Here is a 16,369-nt window from a genome sequence, read left to right on the forward strand (position 1 = left end):
GCAATAGCTATTGAAGGAAGTTATCCTGCAATAGCTATTCAATCACCACATAAGGTCGTCAGGTATTTGGAAGGCAGCGTAGGGATCGTCTTCGCATACCTCTTTGCTTTTTATTCTAAATAACCAAGTTGGCTGGCGTTGCTCAACTCGATCTGCAATATCTGATGGAACCATATGATATTGCTCATCACTCTTACAGATAATAAGTCGGCCACGGGCTAACAGATCCTGTTGTTGTGGCGTGACATAGAGAGTTTTAACGAGTTTCCCGTCTACAAAACGGTAACTTACTTCAGCCTCTGGGTCTTTTCTAACTTTATGAGCTTCGATTAGTTGTTTGGCTTCAGCCTCTGAAGCTTTTTGAGCCTTATCTTGCTCCCGTTGTAAATTCAGCTGCCTATCACGTTCTTGTTTCTCTTGACGGCTTTGGAGGACTGTTTGGCTCTGGGCTGCTGGTTCAGATTGCTTACTAGCTTTCTTTTTGTTTTTCCGTTTGTCTGCTTTGACTTTATTTGCTTGCTGCTTGCTAGCTAAGCCAGCTTTTAGGAGCTGGTCTTGAAGTGAAATCGCCATCATCAACTACCTGCTATGAATGAAGGCGCCAATATACCATAGCCATTAAAAATATCATGAGGAGCTATAAAGAAAAAAAGCTTAAGCGTATAGTTGGTCATCTGTTAGATGGGGGTATGTATGCTGGAAGGTCAATTTATTACGTTCTTGATAGCAATCACATTGCTAACAATATCACCTGGTGTTGACACACTTTTAGTGATGAGAAATACGGCGAGAGGTGGCTGGAAAGATGGCTTGGTAACAAGCTTGGGTATCTGTAGTGGCTTGTTTGTGCATGCCGCTGTTTCAGCTGTGGGTATTTCAGTTATTCTACTTCAGTCTGCTTGGGCATTTAACGCGTTAAAGTTTGCCGGTGCTCTATACTTAATTTGGTTGGGGATCCAAAGTATTAGAAACTTGAAAGCATTGCCTATGGACCAAGTCCGTGGGGTTGGGGCGCGAACAACGAGTTGGACTCGCTCAATAAGGGAGGGGCTTCTCTCAAATGTCCTTAACCCTAAAACTATTGTTTTCTATATGGCGTTTTTACCTCAGTTTATTTCGCCCACACAGAGTCCTATGGTGCAGTCACTTTTTATGGCAGGGATTCACTTTGTGATCGGTCTTGTATGGCTGGGTATCTTAACCGTAGTGGTTTGTCGCCTTAAAAGTTTTGGGGCTAGTTCAGGTATTGAGAAGTGGGTGCAAGGAATCACCGGTGGAGTAATGATCTTATTAGGTATAAAGCTTGCTGTTGATAAGTGAGGTCTGTTTAAAGCGGATGATATCTCATCCGCTCACTTATAAAAACGGTACTATACTCTATATTCAGGTATATCCTCAAAACTATAGCTAATCTGCTTTTTGAGGCGTCTTTCTTCTAGCACATCTTCAATATCTTTACGTCTTTTTCCGTTGAAGCTGTTGCGTTTCTTGTGCTTGATAAACTCTTCTTCTTCCAATAAGTCATCTTCCCAGTCGTCCATGTCTTCAGAAGGGATTTTTTCAACACGTATTTTTGTGCTCATCTAGGGTTATCTCGATATAAGATGGAAAAGCATAGTTACTATTTAAAGTTCTCTCTTTGAGAACTCACGATGTTTGGCGAATATATCTTGCTTAGTTTGAAAATAAGAAATTAATTTTTTAAATTGAAGTATCGTTTTTTACAAAATTAAATTTATCAGTTGTATGAGAAGGTCGAACGACTACATCTCATCATCGAAAATCTCACTAATACTGCGTTTGAGTGCTCTTGCTTCAAGCATCTCTTCGATATTTTTTCGAAGACTTCTTCTAGTGTTTTTCTGGGTGCTTATAAAGCCTATTTCATCAAACTCTTCTCCATCAAAGCTTTCAAAGTCATCAATTGAATCATCGTTTTTTGATATCTTATCTCTCATTAAAGACTCCCTAGCATATGCATGCTGTAGTTTTGTAAAAGCCTTATATGACTAATAATTAGCAGTGGAGCGGTATGCTGTAAAATGAATTTTTTTAAAAGAGAGTTGGTTTTTTTTGAAAAAATATCAATAAAAAAGCGGACCTGAGTCCGCTGAAATGTTTCTATTGGGTGATGTGGTAAAGGTGCTTAGCTCAAAGAAAATACTGTGAGTACGCTGCCTGCTAATGCCAGCATAATACTAGGTATCTTTACTAGGTAAGGTTTGAGTGTTAGCGGTAGTAATTGACCCAGTATTTGCAGGAGTAAAGAGCACACAGTAAAACCTATTAGGTATAAGACTGATATGCCTGCCTGCATCTCAGAACCATGAGCAAAGCCATGATGAAGTACAAAGAAAATAATGACATAGAGCGATAGCCTAGCATTAAGTCTGGCAGCAAACAGACTAAATAAACTGATGATTAATATCGAAGCTGCAAGTGTTGGTTCCAACAAAGGGTAGAAAGGTAATAAGTAGGAGATTATAAACCCAACAAATAAGGAGCCTGCAATGATAGCTAGAGTGGCTGGCTTATTGAACACTTTCTGCTGGCTGCTCCATAACCCAATTGCAATCATTGCTAATAGATGATCTAAGCCAATTAGTGGATGTAACAGGCCTGAGAGCAGGCTGGCGTTAATCGTTTCTGTTGAATGCGCATAGGCTGAGGACTGAAAAAGTAAAACCAAAGCTATAGCCTGACATAGTATAGAAAGACGTTTCATGTAGCTGACCCTATGTAATTTTATGTTTTATATGACTAAGCAAAATTCATACCTGATAAGTTTGATTGGTGCGCAGGAGCCTATACTAGAGGAGTTTGCTAGCCCTACATAAAGAATTGGATTCTGATTCGCATCATTTCGATGCTAACCCGTTTCACATTGAAGAACAAAAGTGGAAACTAAGTTGCCTGATTGTGGTTTTATTGTGCGAAGCAGCATTTTTAATGCATTTCTTTGATCTGATTCATTATTCACAGTACTTTAATTATTTTGCAACTGCGTAATTTATACGTAAGTTGTATACTGTATGGATCGTTTATGAAGCAATGCGACACCCTTTGGAGAGTCAGACGGTGAGTACGAGATACCTGAAACGTTTTTTTAAACCCAAATCTATAGCTATTTTTGGCGCATCCGAAAAAAGTGGGAGTATGGGAGGTATTGTTATCCAGAACTTGCTTGATAGTGAGTATCCCGGAGAGATGATGGCCATAAACCCAGAAGGGTATGACTCCGTTTATGGCGTTCCCTGCTATGACAGAATCTCTGCGCTCCCGCAAATGCCTGATCTTGCCATTATTTGCTCCCCTTCGGATACAGTGCCGGACATTATTCGAAAACTCGGGGCTAATATGGTGAAAGCCGCCATGATATTAACCGGTGGTTTGTCTGTTAAGAATGACCCATTGGTTAAGAGTTTAACTGAGCGAGTTAGAGATGCAGCTCGTCCTTATGGTATACGCATTCTTGGACCAGACTGTATGGGTTTATTGGTTCCTGGTTCAAAAATGAACGCCAGCTACTCCCATATCAACATCAAGAAGGGGAAAGTTGCTTATATTGGTCAATCAGGGCTGCTGGGAACCGCGATGATTGATTGGGCCAATGGGCAGGAGATAGGCTTCTCACATTTTCTGACGCTAGGCGATGGCGCTGATGTGGACCTTCCTTCTGTTATTGATTATGTGGCCCAAGACCCCTACACCCACGCGATCTTGCTTCAGCTGGATCGTGTAGTCGGTTCCTCTCGTAATTTTATTTCAGCGCTAAGGTCGGCTTCGAGAAATAAGCTGGTGCTAGTGCTCAAGTCCGATATCGTATCCAGCGGTGATACTCAACAGCGGTTGGCCCCGGGTATCCCTGACGAGGATATGGTCTATGATGCAGCGTTGCGTAGGGCAGGGGTTGTGCGTGTAGATACCTCTGACCAGTTATTTAATGCGTTAGAAACACTGTCGCGGATGAAACCATTACGTGGTGAGCGGTTGGCCATTCTCTGTAATGGAATGGGACCCAATGCCTTAGCAACCGATCGTTTGCTAAAAAGCGGAGGAAAGCTTGCTTCTTTGAGTGAAGAAACACTCGATAACTTAGCCAATGTTTTACCGCCTAACTGGAGTCGAACAAATCCTATAGATCTGAATGCGGACGCTACGCCTGAGCGTTTTACGGCGGTAATGGATATATTGTCAAAAGATAAAGAGGTTGATGCGATACTCTCAATTCATGCCCCAACACGTATGGCACCCAGTGTTGAGACGGCAGACGAAGTTGTCAAAGTTGCTCGAAAATCAGCAAGAAATGTATTGACCTGCTGGATGGGGCGGGCTACCGCTATCGAAGCTCGTAATCACTGTAATGCGGCGAATGTTGCGACGTTTATTACCCCCGAAGAAGCGGTTGATGCATTTATGCACATGGTGGATTATCGCCGTAACCAAGAGGTTATGCGCCAAACACCAGCTTCATATGTTGAGCAGAATACGCAAAATCATCAACAAGCAAAACAGATCATTGCTGCGGCACTGCACGAGGGGCGGGATTATTTGACCCATAATGAGGCGTGCGAGCTTTTAAATCAGTACGATATTCCAGTACAAAATAGTTACTATTCGAATGATATCACTGGCGTTGTGGAGATATCGAAACAGCTGGGTGGTTCGGTTGCTGTAAAAGCCCTGCATCGAGGAAATATCTATCCATTTAGTTATGACGAGAAATCTAATCAGCGTTGGTTGGACCTTGTGCAAGATGTGTATTCACCTGATGAAGTGCGGCATGCGACTACAAAACTTGCTTACCGAGTGAGTGAGCGTTTTGGTGATGAGGGCGCAATGGGGTTTTGTGTACAGCAGATGAAGCGAGGGTTTCAGTCGCTGCAAATCAATGTAGGCGTTACGAGAGACCCCACGTTTGGTCCGATGATCGTTTTTGGTGCTGGTGGTTTCACGGTGGATGTTTTAGCTGATCGACATGTGATGCTACCGCCTGTGAACATGGCACTGGCTAAAGAGTTGGTCATGAATTCTCGCATTTATCGGATTATTCAAGAGCATAGCCATCAGCCTGAGCGGGATATAGAACAGCTTGCTGATCTGATATTGAAGCTGTCTGAAATAGTCGTTGATCTTCCCAATCTGCACTGCTTGGAGGTCAATCCATTACTGCTCAATAAGTTGGGTATCTTGGCGGTTGATGTGGCAATTTCTATAACACCAGAAAAGTCACGACTTTCAATCTCACCTTACCCGGGTGATCTGGAAGAGGCGATTACTTTGAAGCGTTCAGGTCGTCCGGCTGTAATTCGACCTATTCGGGGTGAGGACGAACCTAAGCACTTAGAGTTTTATAACTCGCTTAGCCCAGAATCTATTCGAATGCGTTACTTCTATAGCCGAGGTATTCCGTCTCATCAAGAATTGGCTTCATGGACTCAAATAGACTATGACAGGGAGATGGCTTTTATTGTGTCTGCTCCTCGATTAGATGGAAGAGGTGCTGAAACCTTAGGTGTTGTCCGTGCTGTCACTGATCCTGACAATATTCGTAGCGAGTTCTCTGTTGTTATCCGGGACGACCTTCAAGGTGAAGGCTTGGGCATTATCCTGATGCGTAAAGTGATTGATTACTGCCGTAAGCGAGGAACGCTTATGATTGAGGGATCGACCCTTCCGACAAATAAGGGGATGCAAGGGCTGGCGCAAAAGCTTGGTTTTAAGAACACTTTCAATATGGAAGAAGAAGTTGTTGATATGAAGATGATGCTAAATGAGCCGACAGAAGATTGGCAAATCACTCGACTACAGCACTAAAGCTACAAGCAATCCAAAAAGCGCGTCAAAGCGCTTTTTGGGCTTAACCGCATGCTGAGTTATACCGTTGGGCAATACATCTCATGTAATGTGTGAATGATGCGCTTAGCGGTATCGCCCGCTAGAGAATAATAAATGGTTTGAGATTCTCGGCGGGTCTGTACCAAACCGTCGTTTCTCAATACAGCGAGGTGCTGGGATAGGGCAGACTGACTTAGATCCAGGCAATTATTAAGCTGAGTGACTGATAACTCTTTGCCATCTAAATAGCACAAAATAAGCAAACGGCTCTCATTACCAAGTGCTTTCATTAACTTGGCAGCCCGAGAGGCGTTAGTCTTCATCATTTCTAGGGTTTCAGCGCTCAGGCTAGGTTCATCTACTGCATTCGCCAAGCTATGTACTCCGGGTAAAGTATTATTATTGTACCAGTTTACAAAAATGTAGCATTTATCTCAATTTCGTAACCTTCTAAAACGGTGACGAGTATCAGTATTTTAATAAAAAGGCACCGTACTCGGTGCCTTAAGTAATTATCCTGCTTTGACAGAGTCCTTAAAGCCTAACAACCTACCTATAGTCATGGCAGGGCACCAGCCTGTTAATGAAGACTGTAGCAAGCTAACTCCAACCACTGCGGTGATGATGAGATAGAGCGCGTTTGCTTCAAAGCCGATAACTGCAATCACGCTTGCAAGAATCGTGATGCCCGCGATGATATGAACAAACTGATTGACGGTCATGCCTTCTAAATTACAGACTTCTTGTTTTAGACCTAGCTTTTGAAAAGCCAAGACTGCCGGACACCATCCTGTAAAGGCAGACTGAAGTAAATTGAGGCCGACAAAGCCCGTTAGGTAGAACCAGTTAGGGCTAATATATGCACCTAAAGCTAAGCTTATTAGTACAACGCATCCAGCCATTAGACGAAGAGCAGCATTAACAGTCACAAGAAAATCTCCCATTAAGTTTTAGAATATTATAAATTAGTTTTATCTAATATGTATATCTATTTGCTGATAATTGGAACTTAGCGCTAACGATGGGTATCAAAAGTGTGCATTGGATTGAGTTATTACTAACTTGCTATAAGGAGAAAACCTATGGGCCTGAACAAAGTGCTAGTGGATATTGATCCGAAAAATCCATCTGGTTTTCTACTGGAAAAAGTAAAAAGGATAGCGGCGGGTCGCTCCTTACACATTGAGCTATTCCATAACTGTTACAGCCGCTCATTGCATAATAGTTACTTATTCGACCGTGAAGCAGAAAAGCACGCCATAGCAGGATATCAACAACATGTAGAGGCTCAGCTTATCCAACTATCCGAAGCATTTGAAGGCGAGGGGTACTCGGTTGGCTATGATGTTAGCTGGAATAAAAACTCAGCAGAAGGGCTGATCAAAAAGGCACTTAGATACCAAGCTGATTTGGTGATTTCTTCTATAAGTAAACACTCATTAGGACACTACCTGTTAGGGCAAGGTGACTGGAAGCTAATTTCAGAATGTCCAATTCCCTTATTAATGACGAAAGAGCGTGGTTGGGGTGTTCACCCTCGGGTGTTAGCAGCTGTTGATCCTTTTCATCCTTCTGAAGTGGAAAAAGCAAGTGCATTGGATGCTAAAATTATAGAGGCGGCAATTGAGTTTAGCCGGTTGATGCTAGGTGAACTACATGGGGCGCACTGCTTTAATGTGTTACCGCAGTCAGCTATTTTTGATGAGCACCTTACAGCTGACTATGAAGGGTTGCAGGAAAAAGTACGGAGCCAGCACAAAAAGGCATTTGGTGAGTTTTTAGACCATCATGCTAAGGGACAAATATTGGAGCATCTAATTGAAGGTGAGGTGCATAACGCTTTGCCTGAGCTTGTTGAAAAGCAAAAGATTGACGTTCTCGTTATGGGGTCAGCTGCTCGCGATATGGTGGATAGGTTGCTGGTTGGCAGCTCAGTAGAAAGAGTTCTGGATCATATCCCCTGTGATGTGTTGCTGGTTAAGAAACCGGGCTTTGTCAGCCCGGTAACTGAGTAGTGCTAGCCGACTTGTTGAAATCAGGGCGCGCGTTGCATCTCAATGTGCTGTGTTGTTGAACTGTTACTCGGCGTAAAAACCAGCTTATAAGGGAAGAATCCGTCAGCCCAAGCAAAAAGCGTTATTTTGCCCTCACTATCAACAGGGGCTGTGATCTCATAGTTGCCTTGGTTGCAGCTGAACAGGTGGGTGCCGTTCGCTAATACTAAGCCACATACGGGTATGCTGGTGCCTGCAACAACGACCTGACCTTTAATGGTGATGTTGCCTGTAACGGGCGATGCGCTTGTATTGTTGAGCCATCCTTTAAGCGCTGGATAGCTTTGATCGAAGCGACCATATAGATCAATCCCTTGTGTAGAGCCGCATGCAGAAGATCCACCAGTTAAGATGCCCACTAAATATGAGCTACCACCGTCCCGGTACCAAAGACCAGAGCCGCTGCTTCCTGTTTCAGTAACGCCGAGGGACCAGTCTACGAGGATATGCGTATTCGACTTATTGCCATAAAACGAATCATAAAAGCTGTAAGTCAATCCTGAACTGTATTTTTTCAGGTCTCCGCTTGGATGGTGGATACCATAGACACCAGCTGATCCAATAGTATTGGCATCCCAGCCGCTTAAGCTGACACCCGCAGGTGGCGTCCTATTTAGTTTTAAAAAGCTATAGTCGTAATCTTTATCTGCTTTTAAAAGGCTGGCCCCTCCAGAGGTGTAAATCGTGTTATTAGCCGTACTGGTGCTGCAGGTGCTTTTCTCAAAGAACCAGTAAAACTCCAGTGTGTTAGCAACAGCTTGAGAGTCGACACAGTGATTCGCAGTCAGAAAGTAGGGGATTTCTGAAGAGGTGTCGGCATCATTCATTAATGTGCCTGTGCAGCTATAGGATAAACCGTCATCGATAAAGACAATTTTCGCGACAGAGCTAGTGAGGTTTGAGAAATTGCTGGCCGATTCTGATGCACACTTAACATCGATCTGGCAGCTACCACTGGCGCCGATGGCTGCGTTGTTTTTTAACGATGCCGTTTCTTTACTGATCAGCTGATGCATCACCTTATTAATGACTAACGTGAAATCGTTTTTAGGGGCATTGGAAGGGATAAACAATTCGATACCTACAAAGTCCCCTTCAATGGAGTCGGACCAGTGATTAATGGTTTGATCCTTAGATACTCGTATTGATCTCCCTACAGGCTTATAGAAACTTTCGTCATAGAAGCGAACTTCTGTACCTTGCGGAAGTGTTGATAAGTCTATGTTGACACGTAAAGACGCTGCGCCAGAGGAGGTTATCCCCAAAATAGCAGTTTCTCCCTCTTTATGGGCCTCCCAAGTCAAATCAGAAGCTGTATAACGAAGAGGAAAATCGGCGGTTGAACGTTGTATACCAACAACAGCTTTACGGCCATTGTTTAGAGGCGCTTGTTCCAATCGTTGTTGTTCAGTTTCAGAAAGCTCTCCCAAATTAAGCGCAGAAGGAAGTGCCTGTTTACGTAAGGAGAAGCTGGATTTCAAGGATTCGATAGCAACCCTCTTCGTAGGTTCGCCAGTAAATACAGCGTGAGGGACGCGTTTAGCAGAGTCATAGTCAGCTGCTAATAATGGCATTGTTAGCAAGCCTAGAGTGATAGGTAGCAATTTTGCCGCTAGGATGCACCGGGTTGTTAGTCTCGTCATAACAAAAAGAATCCTTTTTTTGAGTGGCCTGTCGTGCTCTGGCTAAGTCTGCTCGAAAAGCAGATACAGATACCCGCAATGGCCTATATAAAGTTTACGGGTTAGATATCAAACTCTGCCCAAATAGGGGCATGGTCAGACGGTTTTTCCATACCTCTAATATCGTAGTCTATATCAGAGTTGAGACAAATGCTTGCCATAGGTGAGCTGGCCAAAATTACGTCAATACGCAGTCCGCGCTTAGGTGTCTGTTCAAATCCTCGGCTTCGATAATCAAACCAACTAAAACGATCTGTTATTTCAGGATGCTTAAGACGGAAAGTGTCTTCCAATCCCCAGTTTTGTAACCTACTAAGCCATTCTCTTTCAATGGGTTGAAAACTGGTTTTCCCCGTTTTTAGCCAACGTTTACGATTAACTTCCCCAATACCAATATCCTTGTCGGTAGGCGATATGTTTATATCACCCATGACGATTAAGTGCTCATCAGGAGAGTGGTTGCTTTGCAAATGGGTTTGCAAGTCAGCATAGAAACGTGCTTTGGCAGGGAATTTTACAGGGTGTTCAATATTCTCCCCTTGGGGAAAATAGCCATTGAGTACCGTGACTTTATTACCTTTAGGTGTTTCATAGGTACCAATAATCATACGCCGTTGAGCATCATCTTCATCGCCTTCAAAGCCCTTTTGTAACGCCAACGGTGGCTTTTTAGAGATCAAACAGACACCGTAATGGCTCTTCTGTCCAAAAAACTCTACGTGATACCCCAGTGTCGTTATCACTTCATGAGGAAATTGAGGATCATCTACTTTGGTTTCCTGAAGTCCAATAACATCGGGTTGGTATTTTTCGATGAGTGCTTCAATCTGATGAGGGCGAGCACGCAGGCCATTGATGTTAAATGAGATGATTTTCATTCGTTTCAATCCATTAGAAAAATATTCACATATTCTAGCATGCATAAATAGGGCAAAGACTACCTAGTAATTTGAATTATCTATCATGTTTTTAGTCTTCTTTAATTGGTACTTTCTTGTATCAGTCGTTACAGTTACTGAAACTGAAATAACAGGAGTGTCACAGTGTCTACGTATGACTATGATTTATTTGTAATAGGTGCCGGTTCTGGTGGTGTGCGCGCTGCGCGAATGGCAGCTTCTATGGGTGTTCGCGTTGCTATTACTGAAGATAAGTATCTTGGAGGCACCTGTGTCAATGTAGGCTGTGTTCCTAAAAAGTTATTCGTCTATGCTTCTCAGTTTCAGGAGGCGTTTAACGACGCTTCAGGGTTTGGGTGGAATGTTGGAGATACTGCGTTTGACTGGCCGACTTTGCGTGATAGAAAAAATGAGGAAATTCTTCGTCTAAATGGTATCTATCGAAACTTGTTGGTTAATTCAGGCTGCCACCTGATTGAAGGGCGGGGGAGCCTAATCGATGATCATACTGTTGAAGTTGACGGTCAACAATACACCGCTGAGAGGATTCTTGTAGCGACGGGCGGTTGGCCGTTCATACCGGATATTCCAGGAAAAGAGCATATTATCAGCTCGAATGAAGTTTTCTACCTTGAGGACTTTCCTAAAAGTGCTGTTGTCGTTGGCGGGGGATATATCGCTGTAGAGTTTGCAGGTATTTTTGCCGGTTTAGGTGTGGATACCCATTTAATTTATCGCGGAGACCTCTTCCTACGTGGCTTCGATCGTGATTTACGAGAGTTTGTTGCCCAAGAAGTGGAGAAGAAAGGCGTAAACCTCCATTTCAATAACAATATTGAAGCTATTGAGAAACAGGTTGATGGCAGCTTATTACTGACACTGAGTGATGGCAGTCAGCAGGTCACTGATTGTGTGCTGTATGCCACAGGTCGTGTGCCTAATGTTGTAGGTTTGGGGCTAGAGAAACTAGGTATTGCCCAGCAAAAAAATGGTGCGATCATCGTGAACGACACCTTCCAGACGAATGTACCTTCTATCTATGCCATTGGTGATGTGATTGACAGAGTTCAACTGACGCCTGTGGCGCTGGCCGAAGGAATGGCGTTGGTCCGGCATCTTTACCAGCAAGGTAGTGCACAAGTGGACTATGACTTAATTCCGACAGCTGTATTTTGTCAGCCTAACATAGGTACTGTCGGTTTATCGGAGGAGCAAGCACGGGAGCAAGGTATCGATATTGATATCTACCGAAGTGAGTTCCGTGCAATGAAGCATACGATGTCAGGTAATACCGAACGTACCTTAATGAAAATGATCGTTGACAAGATTACGGATAAAGTACTCGGTGTACATATGGTTGGCCCGGATGCTGGGGAAATTATTCAAGGAATGGGTGTTGCATTAAAAGCTGGTGCAACAAAAGCTGTGTTTGATGCAACGATTGGCATACATCCAACAGCCGCCGAAGAATTTGTTACTATGCGAGAGCCGGTTAAACAATAATATTTGATAAATAGAGCAGTACTTCCTAGTCTCTAATGAGAGGAGGTACTGCTATGAAACTCTTACTTCAGATGCTTTGGCTATGGTTTTTGCCTCAATGGATGGCGGATCAAAGTCCAGATAGCAGGCATTTTTATCGTCGCCAATTTACCCGTGACTACCAAAAAAAGCGGGCTGTGGTTCAGCGTCTTTGGATCTGCTCAGCGTTTGTTATGTTGTGCTTCCCATCCTTGGTTTTTATAGCAGTTATCTCCCTATTTAGTACTTTTCTGTCCTTTTGTATTCTTGATGAAAGCTAAGGCAGTGTGGTGAGGGGAAGTTAAAAAAATACCCGTACCAAAGGGTACGGGTATTTTAAGAGAGATGAGAGCTGCTTTTATGAGGCAGCTTTATTCACCTAGAGAGCGATTGTAACGGCGAAATAACCAACAAGGCTCATCACAATAGTGTACGGGAGTGCCATGATTACCATGCGCCCATAGGACAGTCGGATCAGAGGAGCTAAAGCCGATGTGAGCAAGAATAGGAAAGCCGCTTGCCCATTGGGTGTCGCTACACTTGGGATGTTAGTACCCGTATTAATAGCAATCGCTAATGCATCAAAATGCTCGCGCGAAATAGCGCCAGCATTAAAAACTTCAACGACCTCATTAATATAGACCGTTGCGACAAAAACGTTGTCGCTAATCGCGGATAAAACGCCGTTGGCGATAAAGAATAACGCAGGTTGTGAGGCTTCATCCATATCCAGTACTGCTTGAATAATGGGCTGGAAGAGATGTTGATCATGGATAACAGACACAATGGAAAAGAACACAACCAATAGTGCGGTGAAGGGAAGAGCTTCTTCAAACGCTTTGCCAATTTGATGTTCTTCTACGATACCATTAAAGGCGGTTAGTAGAATAATCACCGTTAGGCCAATCAAGCCTACTTCAGCAAGATGTAATGCCAAGGCAAGTACTAAGAAAACCGCCACGACCATCTGTACAGCTAGCTCGGCTTTATGGCGAGTCGTACGCTTTTTGTCTTGAGCTGCTGCAAAATCTTCTAGGATCAAGCGTACGCTATCGGGTAGTTTAGCACCGTAGCCGAACCATTGGGTTTTTTCTAAAAGAATGCAGGTTGTGAGGCCCGCAAATAGTACAGGCATAGTGATGGGGGACATGAGTATGAAGAATTCAACAAAGTCCCACCCGGCTTTTTGGGCGATCAATAAATTTTGGGGTTCCCCAACGAGTGTGCATACCCCACCTAGTGCTGTACCAACCGCCCCATGCATTAACAAGCTGCGCAGGAAGGCCCTAAACGTTTCCAGATCACTGCGGCTGTTGTCATTGACGGTATCATCATCAGCGTGGTCGTGGTCGTGATCATATTGCTTTCCTGACGCCACTTTATGATAAACCGAGTAAAAGCCGACCCCTACACTAATTAAGACAGCTGTTACGGTTAGTGCATCCAAAAATGCAGACAGGAAAGCTGAAGAGAGTGAGAAAAGAAGAGATAGAGCAACTTTAGATTTTACTTTTAAGAGTATCTTCGTGAAAATCCATAGCAGCATACTCTTCATGAAGTAGATGCCAGCCACCATGAACATCAGTAGCAGTATCACCTCAAGGTTGGCTGAAACTTCATGATACACTGAGTCGGGCGAGGCTAGTCCGATGACAATCGCCTCAAGTGCTAGTAATCCACCAGGTTGTAATGGATAGCACTTAAGCGCAAGGGCAAGTGTGAAAATAAACTCGAATATAAGTATCCAGCCTGTAACAACTGGCCCAGCTACCATGAGTAGTATGGGGTTTAGAATCAGAAAGCCAATAATAGCCTGCTTATACCAGACTGGGGAGTTTCCGAGGAAATTCCTCATAAAAGCCTGAGGAAAAGAGATGGTCATTTTGCTAATCTTCCTATTCTAGACCGACCCACTTACCGTAAGTGGGCGCTCGAAGGTCAGCTAGACTAGCAGTTGAATGAAAAAATCTGAATAGACAAACGCATATTTTGTATGGGTTTCTACTAGATATGGTCATTAAAATAGACTTTTCAAAGCAAGTAATCGTTTTTTAGCCTTTATATAGACGCTGCCCAAAAGGAGTCATTCGTGAAAAAACATTTGATAATTGGATCTTCAGGGCGCATGTATCAGCCAAATAAAGGTGAATATCTTTTTGCGGACGATATCGCTTTGGAAGATGTTGAGGCAACTTACCCCGTTGGGGAACTAGAGGGTAACGCCGTATCAGTCAAGATTATCCGCCGAGGTGCGCCAATACCCTATGAAAAAGCAGAGCTTCGGCCGTTGCTGGCAACCAGCCGTAACGAACAGGAGTATCTTGTGCTCTCTCGAGCCACACAATTAATAACCTGGCATAATGAGCATCGTTTTTGTGGACGTTGTGGTGCGAAAATGCATCATCACGCTGAAGATTTGGCAAAGCATTGCGGGCAATGTGATTTAGTTCAGTATCCTCGCATATCCCCTTGTGTCATCGTATTGGTCGTTGATGGCGATCGGTGTTTGTTAGCAAGATCACCGCGGTTTCCACCAGGTCGATTTAGCACCTTGGCAGGTTTTATTGAAGCAGGAGAAACCGCAGAAGCGGCGGTGCATCGTGAAATCAAAGAAGAAGTGGGTATTGACGTTAAAAATGTACGTTATGCACGGAGCCAGTCTTGGCCGTTTCCTCACTCATTAATGTTGGGGTTTTATGCCGACTATGCAGGCGGAGAGCTAAAACCAGATGGTATCGAAATTGAAGAGGCGCATTGGTATACCCGAGACACGTTACCCGATCTGCCTCCCTCGTTTGCGATCTCCTACGCGCTAATAGAGCCCTTTATTAAAGGTGAGCCCGTTTAACTTTTCTTTTTGAATAGTTTTCCAAGCTTAGTGGCCAGCATAACGTTGCCTTCTGCTCTTAGTTGACCTTTGAGAAAGGCGCTCATTCCGTCTTGTTGTCCTGTCACGACTTGGATAAAAGTGTCAGCATCCATTAACAAGGTGATGGAAGGGTCCGGGTGCTCTCCAGGAAAGGTGGAGCACTCTTGATTGTCAATCTCGATATAAAAATCAGACTCGTCTTCCAAAAGGAATTGGTAAATCACCGTAAGGTCTTTAGCAGCATCGGGCTCAAAGCGAGAGGGTAGTTTTTCAATAACTTTGGCAACGGTGATTTCAGAACTCATAGGCCTTTCCTAAAATTGTAGTTTTATAATTGAATTCAATGGATTCGTAAAAAGGCTTTTATGGTACATTACCGACCTTATTGCTGATAACTCTTTTTCAGGAGAAAACCTTTGTCTGAATTTTTCTTTGAATATGGACTGTTCGTTGCGAAAGCTTTTACCGGGCTTGTAGTCTTCCTATTACTCATTCTTGGAGTAGTCATGATCAGTTCTCGAGGACGGCACCAGCATCGGGATGGTGAAGTTGAGCTAACATCGCTCAATGATCAGTTTGATGACATGAAAGAGACTGTAGAAGCAGCTGTATTAGATAAAGAAGCTTACAAGCAGATGCTCAAGGCACAGAAAAAACAGGATAAACAGGAAGAAAAAGAGCGTAAGAAGGCGGCAAAAACCGGTAACTTTGCACAAGAAGCTGATAAAAAACGTATCTACGTGTTGGATTTTGACGGTGATATTAAAGCCAGTGAAGTTGAGCCATTAAGGGAAGAGATTTCAGCCATATTGACGTACATTCGCCCAGAAGATGAAGTGGTGATCCGCTTGGAGAGTGCGGGAGGGTTAGTGCACACCTATGGATTAGCTGCATCACAATTGGAGAGGATAAAAGCCAGGGGTGTCCCTTTAACCGTGTGCGTCGATCAGGTTGCTGCGAGTGGTGGATACTTAATGGCGTGTTTGGCGGATAAATTATTAGCCGCTCCTTTTGCGTTGGTAGGCTCTATTGGTGTCATTGCTCAAGTCCCGAACTTCCATCGGGTGCTGAAAAAGCATGATGTGGATTATGAGATGTTTACCGCGGGTGAGTATAAGCGAACCGTTACGATGTTCGGCGAAAATACTGAAAAAGGTAAGCAAAAATTTGTTGAGGAGCTAGAGGATACTCACGCGCTCTTCAAAGAGTTTGTATCCCAATATCGCCCTCAATTAGATATTGAGAAAGTCGCAACAGGCGAGGTGTGGTTTGGCAAGCGAGCGATCGAAGAAAAGTTGGTGGATGAGCTGACAACCAGTGATGACTATCTGATGAAGGCTTGCGAAGAAGCCGATGTTTACCGGGTTCGTTATGAAGTGAAGAAGACACTGCAGGACAAAATCAGCGAAATGACGATTAAAACAGCCGATGGACTTTTCTCACGAATATGGAGCCGAGTTTCCAATAGTCGCTTCCTCAGTCGTTAAGTAATGATTTCTTTAATAT

Annotated in this window: 17 protein-coding genes; 7 read left to right on the top strand and 10 right to left on the bottom strand. The window is 43.7% G+C overall.

What is annotated here, in order from left to right:
* Nucleotides 1-42: 42 nt before the first annotated feature.
* Nucleotides 43-576, bottom strand: coding sequence for a DUF2058 domain-containing protein (locus F0U83_RS06425; RefSeq protein ID WP_138988508.1), 534 nt, complete (start codon nt 574-576; stop codon nt 43-45).
* A 117-nt stretch (nt 577-693) separates the two neighbouring features.
* Between F0U83_RS06425 and F0U83_RS06430 the strand changes: the two genes are divergently transcribed.
* Complete coding sequence (locus F0U83_RS06430) at nt 694-1,320, top strand: LysE family translocator (protein WP_138988507.1); 627 nt, start codon at nt 694-696, stop codon at nt 1,318-1,320.
* Between the two features lie 50 nt (nt 1,321-1,370).
* Here F0U83_RS06430 and F0U83_RS06435 read toward each other — a convergent pair whose 3' ends face one another.
* The 3 genes from F0U83_RS06435 to F0U83_RS06445 all read right to left on the bottom strand — a co-directional run bounded on the left by F0U83_RS06435 (nt 1,371) and on the right by F0U83_RS06445 (nt 2,725).
* A complete protein-coding gene (locus F0U83_RS06435) occupies nt 1,371-1,583 on the bottom strand; it encodes a PA3496 family putative envelope integrity protein (protein ID WP_138988506.1) in 213 nt (70 codons plus the stop codon).
* Between the two features lie 180 nt (nt 1,584-1,763).
* Nucleotides 1,764-1,958, bottom strand: coding sequence for a PA3496 family putative envelope integrity protein (locus F0U83_RS06440; RefSeq protein ID WP_138988505.1), 195 nt, complete (start codon nt 1,956-1,958; stop codon nt 1,764-1,766).
* A 188-nt stretch (nt 1,959-2,146) separates the two neighbouring features.
* A complete protein-coding gene (locus tag F0U83_RS06445; protein WP_138988504.1) occupies nt 2,147-2,725 on the bottom strand; it encodes a HupE/UreJ family protein in 579 nt (192 codons plus the stop codon).
* A gap of 353 nt (nt 2,726-3,078) precedes the next feature.
* On the opposite strand from F0U83_RS06445, the gene F0U83_RS06450 reads away from it, so the two are divergent.
* Nucleotides 3,079-5,817, top strand: coding sequence for a bifunctional acetate--CoA ligase family protein/GNAT family N-acetyltransferase (locus F0U83_RS06450; protein ID WP_138988503.1), 2,739 nt, complete (start codon nt 3,079-3,081; stop codon nt 5,815-5,817).
* Nucleotides 5,818-5,876: 59 nt separating this feature from the next.
* Here F0U83_RS06450 and F0U83_RS06455 read toward each other — a convergent pair whose 3' ends face one another.
* Nucleotides 5,877-6,161 carry an ArsR/SmtB family transcription factor gene (locus F0U83_RS06455; protein ID WP_138988549.1) on the bottom strand — a complete coding sequence of 95 codons (285 nt, stop codon included), beginning with the start codon at nt 6,159-6,161 and terminating at the stop codon, nt 5,877-5,879.
* A gap of 189 nt (nt 6,162-6,350) precedes the next feature.
* On the bottom strand, nt 6,351-6,767 hold the full coding sequence (locus F0U83_RS06460) for a YgaP family membrane protein (RefSeq protein ID WP_138988502.1): 417 nt from the start codon (nt 6,765-6,767) through the stop codon (nt 6,351-6,353).
* Between the two features lie 153 nt (nt 6,768-6,920).
* Between F0U83_RS06460 and F0U83_RS06465 the strand changes: the two genes are divergently transcribed.
* Nucleotides 6,921-7,853 (top strand): universal stress protein, encoded by a 933-nt coding sequence (locus F0U83_RS06465; RefSeq protein WP_138988501.1) that lies wholly within the window; start codon nt 6,921-6,923, stop codon nt 7,851-7,853.
* A gap of 20 nt (nt 7,854-7,873) precedes the next feature.
* Here F0U83_RS06465 and F0U83_RS06470 read toward each other — a convergent pair whose 3' ends face one another.
* Nucleotides 7,874-9,535 (bottom strand): trypsin-like serine peptidase, encoded by a 1,662-nt coding sequence (locus F0U83_RS06470; RefSeq protein ID WP_138988500.1) that lies wholly within the window; start codon nt 9,533-9,535, stop codon nt 7,874-7,876.
* A gap of 101 nt (nt 9,536-9,636) precedes the next feature.
* Nucleotides 9,637-10,452 carry an exodeoxyribonuclease III gene (gene xthA / locus F0U83_RS06475; RefSeq protein ID WP_138988499.1) on the bottom strand — a complete coding sequence of 272 codons (816 nt, stop codon included), beginning with the start codon at nt 10,450-10,452 and terminating at the stop codon, nt 9,637-9,639.
* Between the two features lie 165 nt (nt 10,453-10,617).
* Here xthA and gorA point away from each other — a divergent pair, with 165 nt between their 5' ends.
* A complete protein-coding gene (gorA, locus tag F0U83_RS06480) occupies nt 10,618-11,976 on the top strand; it encodes a glutathione-disulfide reductase (RefSeq protein ID WP_138988498.1) in 1,359 nt (452 codons plus the stop codon).
* A 53-nt stretch (nt 11,977-12,029) separates the two neighbouring features.
* A complete protein-coding gene (locus tag F0U83_RS06485; RefSeq protein ID WP_138988497.1) occupies nt 12,030-12,275 on the top strand; it encodes a hypothetical protein in 246 nt (81 codons plus the stop codon).
* A 98-nt stretch (nt 12,276-12,373) separates the two neighbouring features.
* On the opposite strand, the gene nhaB is transcribed toward F0U83_RS06485, so the two are convergent.
* Nucleotides 12,374-13,876, bottom strand: coding sequence for a sodium/proton antiporter NhaB (gene nhaB, locus F0U83_RS06490; RefSeq protein ID WP_138988496.1), 1,503 nt, complete (start codon nt 13,874-13,876; stop codon nt 12,374-12,376).
* A gap of 207 nt (nt 13,877-14,083) precedes the next feature.
* Between nhaB and nudC the strand changes: the two genes are divergently transcribed.
* Nucleotides 14,084-14,842, top strand: coding sequence for an NAD(+) diphosphatase (gene nudC, locus F0U83_RS06495; protein WP_246077850.1), 759 nt, complete (start codon nt 14,084-14,086; stop codon nt 14,840-14,842).
* Here the strand turns inward: nudC and F0U83_RS06500 are convergent.
* Nucleotides 14,839-15,168 carry an SCP2 sterol-binding domain-containing protein gene (locus F0U83_RS06500; protein ID WP_138988495.1) on the bottom strand — a complete coding sequence of 110 codons (330 nt, stop codon included), beginning with the start codon at nt 15,166-15,168 and terminating at the stop codon, nt 14,839-14,841. The two genes, nudC and F0U83_RS06500, sit on opposite strands and share 4 nt — an antisense overlap.
* A 111-nt stretch (nt 15,169-15,279) precedes the next feature.
* Between F0U83_RS06500 and sohB the strand changes: the two genes are divergently transcribed.
* On the top strand, nt 15,280-16,350 hold the full coding sequence (gene sohB, locus F0U83_RS06505; RefSeq protein ID WP_138988494.1) for a protease SohB: 1,071 nt from the start codon (nt 15,280-15,282) through the stop codon (nt 16,348-16,350).
* Nucleotides 16,351-16,369 lie beyond the last annotated feature (19 nt).

It is taken from the genome of Neptunomonas concharum, assembly GCF_008630635.1.
In the GTDB taxonomy this organism is placed as follows: Bacteria; Pseudomonadota; Gammaproteobacteria; order Pseudomonadales; family Balneatricaceae; genus Neptunomonas; species Neptunomonas concharum.